Origin of the sequence: Streptomyces sp. NPDC056061 (assembly GCF_042266885.1) — a bacterium.
Taxonomy (GTDB): domain Bacteria; phylum Actinomycetota; class Actinomycetes; order Streptomycetales; family Streptomycetaceae; genus Streptomyces.
This window is the reverse complement of the sequence record NZ_JBHJWQ010000072.1, coordinates 1-6,033: the sequence shown is the minus strand read 5'-3', so window position 1 is coordinate 6,033 and position 6,033 is coordinate 1. Positions and strand designations below refer to the sequence as shown.

The following is a 6,033-nucleotide window of genomic DNA, read 5'->3' as shown; positions in this document are numbered from 1 at the left end:
GGACGGCGCTGACGTGGGGTGGTGCGGAACGCTCATGCGGACTTCGCCTTCCGAGAAGTGCCGGGAATGAAAGCGTTCCTGCGTGGACTGCCGAGAGGCGGATGGCTGAAAAGGTTCGGTCCTTGGGCGTTCGCGACGCGATGGGCAGGCGTCGGAAACGGACCGGAAACGGGATGAATCGCTGGTGACGAGGAGATGTCACTGCGGTTGGCAGGGAACCTACGGCGGCATGTGCCGATCGGTCAAGACCTGAATCCGTCGGGATGCGCCATGTTGGGCTCGGCGGTGTCGTCCTCCGTGTCGCCGACCCAGCCCAGCGAGAGGCTGATCCGCCGGGCCGCGTCCCGCACCTGCCCGCCCAGCTCCTGGTAGCGCCAGGCCGGCAGGCCGAGCTTGAGACCGGTGATGGAGATCGCTCCCGCGCACACCGAACGGTCGTCGAAGACGGGGGCGCCGATGCAGAGGATGCCCTCCGCGTCCTCCTCGTCGTCCAGCGCGTAGCCGACCCGGGCGATGTCGCGCAGGTGCGACAGGAAGGTGGCCGGGTCGGTGATCGTCCGGGAGGTGCGCCGGGGCAGCCCGAACCGCTCGATCACCGAGGCGGCCTCGCTCTGCGGCACCGCGGACAGCAGGGCCTTGCCCAGGCCGGTGCAGTGCGGCAGCTCGCGCTGGCCCATCCGAAGGTCGAGGCGGACGCGCTGGTCGAGTTCGACCTGGTCCACGACGACGGCGTGACCGTCCTCGGGAACGGCGAGCCGGGAGGCCATGCCCGTGGTCCGGGTCAGTTCGCTCAGGACGGGACGGGCCACCCCGCGCAGCGAGACCTGGGAGCGGGCCCGGTCGCCGAGCCGGGCCAGGCTCATGCCGAGCCGGTAGCGGCGGTTCATGCCCTCGCCGTCGTCCGAGACCAGGCCGTAGGCGCGCAGGGTCTGGAGCATGCCGAAGGCCGCGCTCTTGGAGATGGAGCAGGCCTGGCCGACCTCCGTGACGCTCAGGCCGTTCCCCTGCGTGGGGGCGGCGAGGGCCTCCAGGATGTCCGCTGCCCTGGCCACGCTCTTGACCCAGTACTTCGGTTCTTCTGTGGCAGAGCTGTTCGTCATGACAGAACAGTCTAGTGCCTGGGTGGGGGCCCCAGGGCATCTTCTCCGCGAAGAAGGCCGGGAAACCGCCATGTCATGCCCGAAAGGGGGTTGACCGCCCCTGATGGCGCACGTAATATCCAGGCACTGTTCTGCTCTACAGAACAGTGTTCGGAAAAAGCGAAACGCACCACCCACGCATCACGGAAACACCCTCTTCCTGCGGCGACTGCCGGGCGGATGGCGCCAGGGACTCACGGGCCGGGCAGGGCCTGCGGAAACCGACGACTCTCGACGCAAGGAGCAAGCGATATGAGTTCAGGCCCGGTTGGCAACGACTCCGGAGCCCGACTCGCCGAACGCGCCCGCCAGGTCGTACCCGGCGGCGTGAACAGCGGTCAGCGCAGCGTTCCCGGACTGACCGACCTCGTCGTCACCGGCACCGACGGCGCGCGGTTCCGCACCGCAGACGGACGCGAGTACACCGACTTCCACTCGGCCTTCGGACCGCCGCTGCTCGGCCACAACGACCCCGACGTGGCCCGCGCCACCGCCGAGGCCGGCAGCACCCTCGGCCACATGGGCGTCGGCGTCACCGAGGGCGAGGTCCTGCTCGCCGAACAGCTCACCGAGCTGATCCCGTCGGTCGAGAAGGTGCTCCTCACCAGCACCGGCAGCGAGGCCACGTTCCACGCGCTGCGCGTCTCCCGCGCCGCCACCGGCCGCCGCCTGGTGGTCAAGTTCCAGGGCTGCTACCACGGCTGGCACGACTCCGTCAGCCTCAACGTCATCTCCGCCCCCGACAAGGTCGGCGGCCACGACCCGATCTCCACCGGCATCCTGCCCGAGGTCCTCGAAGCCACCCTCGTCCTGCCGTTCAACGACAGCGAGGCCGTCCGCCGCACCTTCGCCGAGCACGGCTCCGACATCGCCGCCGTCATCGTCGAACCCGTCCCGCACAACGTCGGCGCGCTCCTGCCGTACCAGGAGTTCCTCACCACGCTGCGCGAGGAGACCACCAGGGCCGGCAGCGTCCTGATCTTCGACGAAGTCATCACCGGCTTCCGCCACGACATCGGCGGCTGGCAGAAGATCTCCGGCGTCACCCCGGACCTCACCACCCTCGGCAAGGCCATCGCCAACGGTGCCCCCGTCGGCGCGATCGGCGGCCGCGCCGACCTGATGGACCTCTTCTCCACCCGCCCCGGCGCCCCCGCCTTCTTCGCCGGCACGTACAACGGCCACCCGTCCGTCGTCGCCGCCGCCCTCGCCACCCTGCGCAAGCTGCGCGAGGAGCCCGTCCACGAGCACGTCTTCCGGCTCGGCGAGCGTGTCCGCACCGAGCTGACCGGACTGTACGAGCGCCTCGGCGTCCCCGCCGTCGTCACCGGCTACGGCTCGGTCTTCGTCAGCTACTTCATGTCCGGCGAGGCCCCCCGCACCTACGCGGACCTGCTGAACAACGACGCCTCGCTGTTCGTCGGCTACCGCCGCAAGCTCCTGGAGCACGGCCTGTTCGAGCTCCCGCTCAACCTCAAGCGCAGCCACATCAGCTACGCACACACCGACGCCGACGTCGACCGCCTCATCGAGGGCACCGAGGCCGCCGTCAAGGCAGTCCTCGCCGACGGCGGAGCCCGCGACCTGGAGAACACCTCCACCATGGGCGGGGCGACCCGCTGATGCTCACCGTCAACAAGAGCCGTCCGGCCGGCCCCGCCGGACGCATCAGCCGCGTCGAGACCCTGATGCTCGGCACCTCCTGGCGCGACTTCGGCTACGTCCGGGTCCACACCGACGAGGGCCTGTCCGGCATCGGCGAGATCACCCATCCCTACCGGGTCCGCGAGGTCTGCGCGCTCACCGAGGCGATCGCCGCGCGCCACCTCATCGGCGCCGACCCCTTCGACGTCGAGGAGCTGTGGCTCCGCGTCTACCAGGGCGACTTCCTGCGCGGCGGCGACATGGGCGGCATCGCCCTGTCCGGCCTCGACCAGGCGATGTACGACCTGATGGGCAAGGCGCTCGGGGTGCCCGCCTACCGCCTGACCGGCGGCGCCTGCCGGGACCGCGTCCGGGTCTACGCCAACGGCTGGTACACCGGCGAGCGCGAGCCCGAGATCTTCGCAGCCAAGGCGAAGGAGACCGTCGCCAAGGGCTTCACCGCCCTCAAGTTCGACCCCTTCGGCCCCGGCCTGCACGAGCTGGAGCGCGCCGAGCTGCGCCGCTCCGTCGACCTGGTCGCCGCCGTCCGCGAGGCCATCGGGCCGGACGTCGACCTGTTCATCGAGGGCCACGCCCGGTTCGCCATGCCGACCGCCGCCCGTCTGGTGCGCGAGCTGGAACCCTTCGACATCGGCTGGTTCGAGGAGCCGATGCCCTGGACCCACATCGAGCGCTACGCGGAGCTGCGGCAGCGCGCCGCGTTCCCGATCTCCGGCGGCGAGCACTTCCACAACCGCTACGAGTACAAGCAGTTGTTCGCCACCAACGCGGTCGACATCATCCAGCCCGACCTCTCGATGGCCGGCGGCCTCACCGAGGTCCGCAAGCTGGCCGCGATCGCCGACACCCACGGCATGCTGGTGGCCCCGCACAACTCCAACTCGCCGCTCTGCACCACCGTCTCGGTGCACGCGACGCTCGGGATCCCCAACTTCAAGATCCTCGAAACCTTCGACGGGCTCCTGGAGGACTACGTCTTCGACGCGCTCAAGGGCACCCTCCCGATCACCGACGGCCACATCGGCCTGCCGACCGCACCCGGGCTCGGTGTCGAACTCGTCGACGAGGTCTTCGAGGAGCACCCGCCCAGCCACCGCTTCTGGAACATGTTCGCGGACGGCTGGGAGAAGCGGAACCGGACATGATCGTCGACGTCCACTCGCACCTCTTCCGGCACAGCCACGACTTCACCGACCCGTTCAGGTCCGATTCCGCCCGCGCCCACGCGGGCGAGGTCGACCTGACGGTGAAGTGGGAGGAGTACGCCGCCACCGCCCCCGAGGGCACCCGGACGATCGTCGTCGGTGGCAAGGCGCGGCGCAGTGGGCTGTGGGTCGACGACGCGGCAGTGGCCTCGTACGTCGGGGATCACCCCGACCGGCTCATCGGCTACCTCTCGCTCGACCCCACCCAGCCCGGCTGGCAGGACGAACTGCGGTACGGCCACCAGGAGCTCGGCCTGCGCGGCATCAAACTGATGCCGATGTACGCGGGCTTCGACCCGGCCGCCGAGGAGTACGACGAGCTGTACGGCTACGCCGAACGGCACGGACTGCCGCTCCTGGTGCACACCGGCACGACCTTCGTGTCGACTGCGCCCCTGGAGTGGGCGATGCCCCGGCACCTGGACGCGGTGGCCATCCGTCACCCGGAACTGCGCATGGTCCTCGCCCACCTCGGCCACCCCTTCGAGGGCGAGTGCATCGCGGTCATCCGCAAGCACCCGCACGTCTACGCGGACATCAGCGCCCTGCACTACCGGCCCTTCCAGCTCTGGCACAGCCTCCGACTGGTCCAGGACTACGGGGTCTTCGACAAGCTGATGTTCGGCAGCGACTACCCGTTCACGACGGTCGACGACTCGGTGAAGGGGATGCGGGAGATCGCCCGCATCCCCGGCATCCCCGGGCTGCCGCCGCTCGACGCGGACAAGGTGGAGGAGATCATCCACCGGCCGTCGCTGGACCTGCTGGGCCTGAACGGCTGAGAGCCTGCCCGGTGGCCCCCGATCCGACCGGGGCCACCCGGCAGGCCCGATCCGGCCGTTTTCCCGAACCTGCCGGCACGGTGCCCGGACAGCCCCCCTGCCCGGGGGACACCGTGCCGGCAGACGGGTCGCCGCGCACCCACCCCCTTGTGTCCCGCGCGGCGGCCCACCCCTCCCCGTACCTCTCCGCCTGGAGGAACCCGCCATGACCGCAGCCGTCCCGCCCCGTTCCGCCGACCGCTTCGACCTGACCGGGCGCACCGCCCTGGTCACCGGAGCCGCCCGGGGTCTCGGCCGGTCCTTCGCCGTCGGGCTCGCCGAGGCGGGGGCCGATCTGGTCCTCGTCGACCTGCCGGGCGCGGACGGGATCGACGAGACCGCGGCCGCCGTCCGGGCGCTCGGCCGCGACGCCCGTACCTATGGGCAGGACCTCGCGGACGTCGACGCGCTGCCCGGCTTCGTCGACACCGTGCGCGCCGAGGCCGGACCGCTGCACATCCTCGTCAACAACGCGGGCACGGCGGCCCTGGAACGCTTCAACGAGATCACGCCCGCGAGCTGGTCGCGCATCATGCGGGTCAACGTGGACGCCGTGTTCTTCCTCAGCAGGCACGTCGCCGAACACATGATCGCGGACTCCGTCGCGGGCCGGATCATCACCATCACTTCGAAGAACGCGCTGGTGGCGGAGGCGGGCCTGGCCCACTACAACGCCTCCAAGGCCGCCGCCCAGCTCCTCACCGAGACCCTCGCCGTGGAGCTGGCCCCGCACGGCATCACCGCCAACACCCTCGCCCCCGGCATGGTCGAGACCCCCATCGACGGCGAGTTCCCGTTCGACCGGGAGGCGTTCGAGGCCGCGTACCGCGAGCGCATCCCGCTCGGCAGGTACGCGCGTCCCGACGAGTGCGTGGGCTCGCTGCTGCTGCTCGCCTCGGACGCCGGGGCGTACCTCACCGGTGCACGGATCGTCGTCGACGGGGGCGTCCTCGCCGATCAGATGCCCCGCATGCGCTTCATGCCGCCGTACCGCAACACGATCTGACGTCGGCACGCCCCGGCACACGATCCCGCGTCCTGCGTCCCGTGTCCCGCGTTCCCGCACCGCCCGCACCACGTTCCGACCGCGACCGACCGGCAATCGGTCCTCACCGAGCAGGCCACCGAGCACATACCGACACCGCGAGGAGCACCTCCGCCATGTCCGTTCCCGCTTCGTCCCCGGTCCCGTCGTCCCCGTCG

5 protein-coding genes are annotated in these 6,033 nt (G+C 70.6%); 4 read left to right on the top strand and 1 reads right to left on the bottom strand.

The window, feature by feature from the left end:
* Positions 1–242 precede the first annotated feature (242 nt).
* On the bottom strand, positions 243–1,100 hold the full coding sequence (locus ACFC79_RS37960; RefSeq protein ID WP_376249804.1) for an IclR family transcriptional regulator: 858 nt from the start codon (positions 1,098–1,100) through the stop codon (positions 243–245).
* Between the two features lie 291 nt (positions 1,101–1,391).
* Here ACFC79_RS37960 and ACFC79_RS37955 point away from each other — a divergent pair, with 291 nt between their 5' ends.
* The 4 genes from ACFC79_RS37955 (at position 1,392) to ACFC79_RS37940 (ending at position 5,836) form a co-directional block, all read left to right on the top strand.
* A complete protein-coding gene (locus ACFC79_RS37955; RefSeq protein WP_376249802.1) occupies positions 1,392–2,762 on the top strand; it encodes an aspartate aminotransferase family protein in 1,371 nt (456 codons plus the stop codon).
* On the top strand, positions 2,762–3,949 hold the full coding sequence (locus tag ACFC79_RS37950; RefSeq protein WP_376249801.1) for a mandelate racemase/muconate lactonizing enzyme family protein: 1,188 nt from the start codon (positions 2,762–2,764) through the stop codon (positions 3,947–3,949). Before ACFC79_RS37955 ends, ACFC79_RS37950 begins: the two co-directional genes overlap by 1 nt.
* A complete protein-coding gene (locus ACFC79_RS37945; protein WP_376249799.1) occupies positions 3,946–4,791 on the top strand; it encodes an amidohydrolase family protein in 846 nt (281 codons plus the stop codon). The genes ACFC79_RS37950 and ACFC79_RS37945 overlap by 4 nt, the downstream gene beginning before the upstream one ends.
* A 205-nt stretch (positions 4,792–4,996) precedes the next feature.
* Positions 4,997–5,836 (top strand): SDR family NAD(P)-dependent oxidoreductase, encoded by an 840-nt coding sequence (locus tag ACFC79_RS37940; protein WP_376249798.1) that lies wholly within the window; start codon positions 4,997–4,999, stop codon positions 5,834–5,836.
* The last annotated feature ends 197 nt before the right edge of the window (positions 5,837–6,033 follow it).

Bases quoted from the DNA above. Each gene is read 5' to 3' on its own strand.
- ACFC79_RS37960 (WP_376249804.1), bottom strand. From the start codon at position 1,100: ATGACGAACAGCTCTGCCACAGAAGAACCGAAGTACTGGGTCAAGAGC.
- ACFC79_RS37950 (WP_376249801.1), top strand. From the start codon at position 2,762: ATGCTCACCGTCAACAAGAGCCGTCCGGCCGGCCCCGCCGGACGCATC.
- ACFC79_RS37940 (WP_376249798.1), top strand. From the start codon at position 4,997: ATGACCGCAGCCGTCCCGCCCCGTTCCGCCGACCGCTTCGACCTGACC.
- ACFC79_RS37955 (WP_376249802.1), top strand. From the start codon at position 1,392: ATGAGTTCAGGCCCGGTTGGCAACGACTCCGGAGCCCGACTCGCCGAA.
- ACFC79_RS37945 (WP_376249799.1), top strand. From the start codon at position 3,946: ATGATCGTCGACGTCCACTCGCACCTCTTCCGGCACAGCCACGACTTC.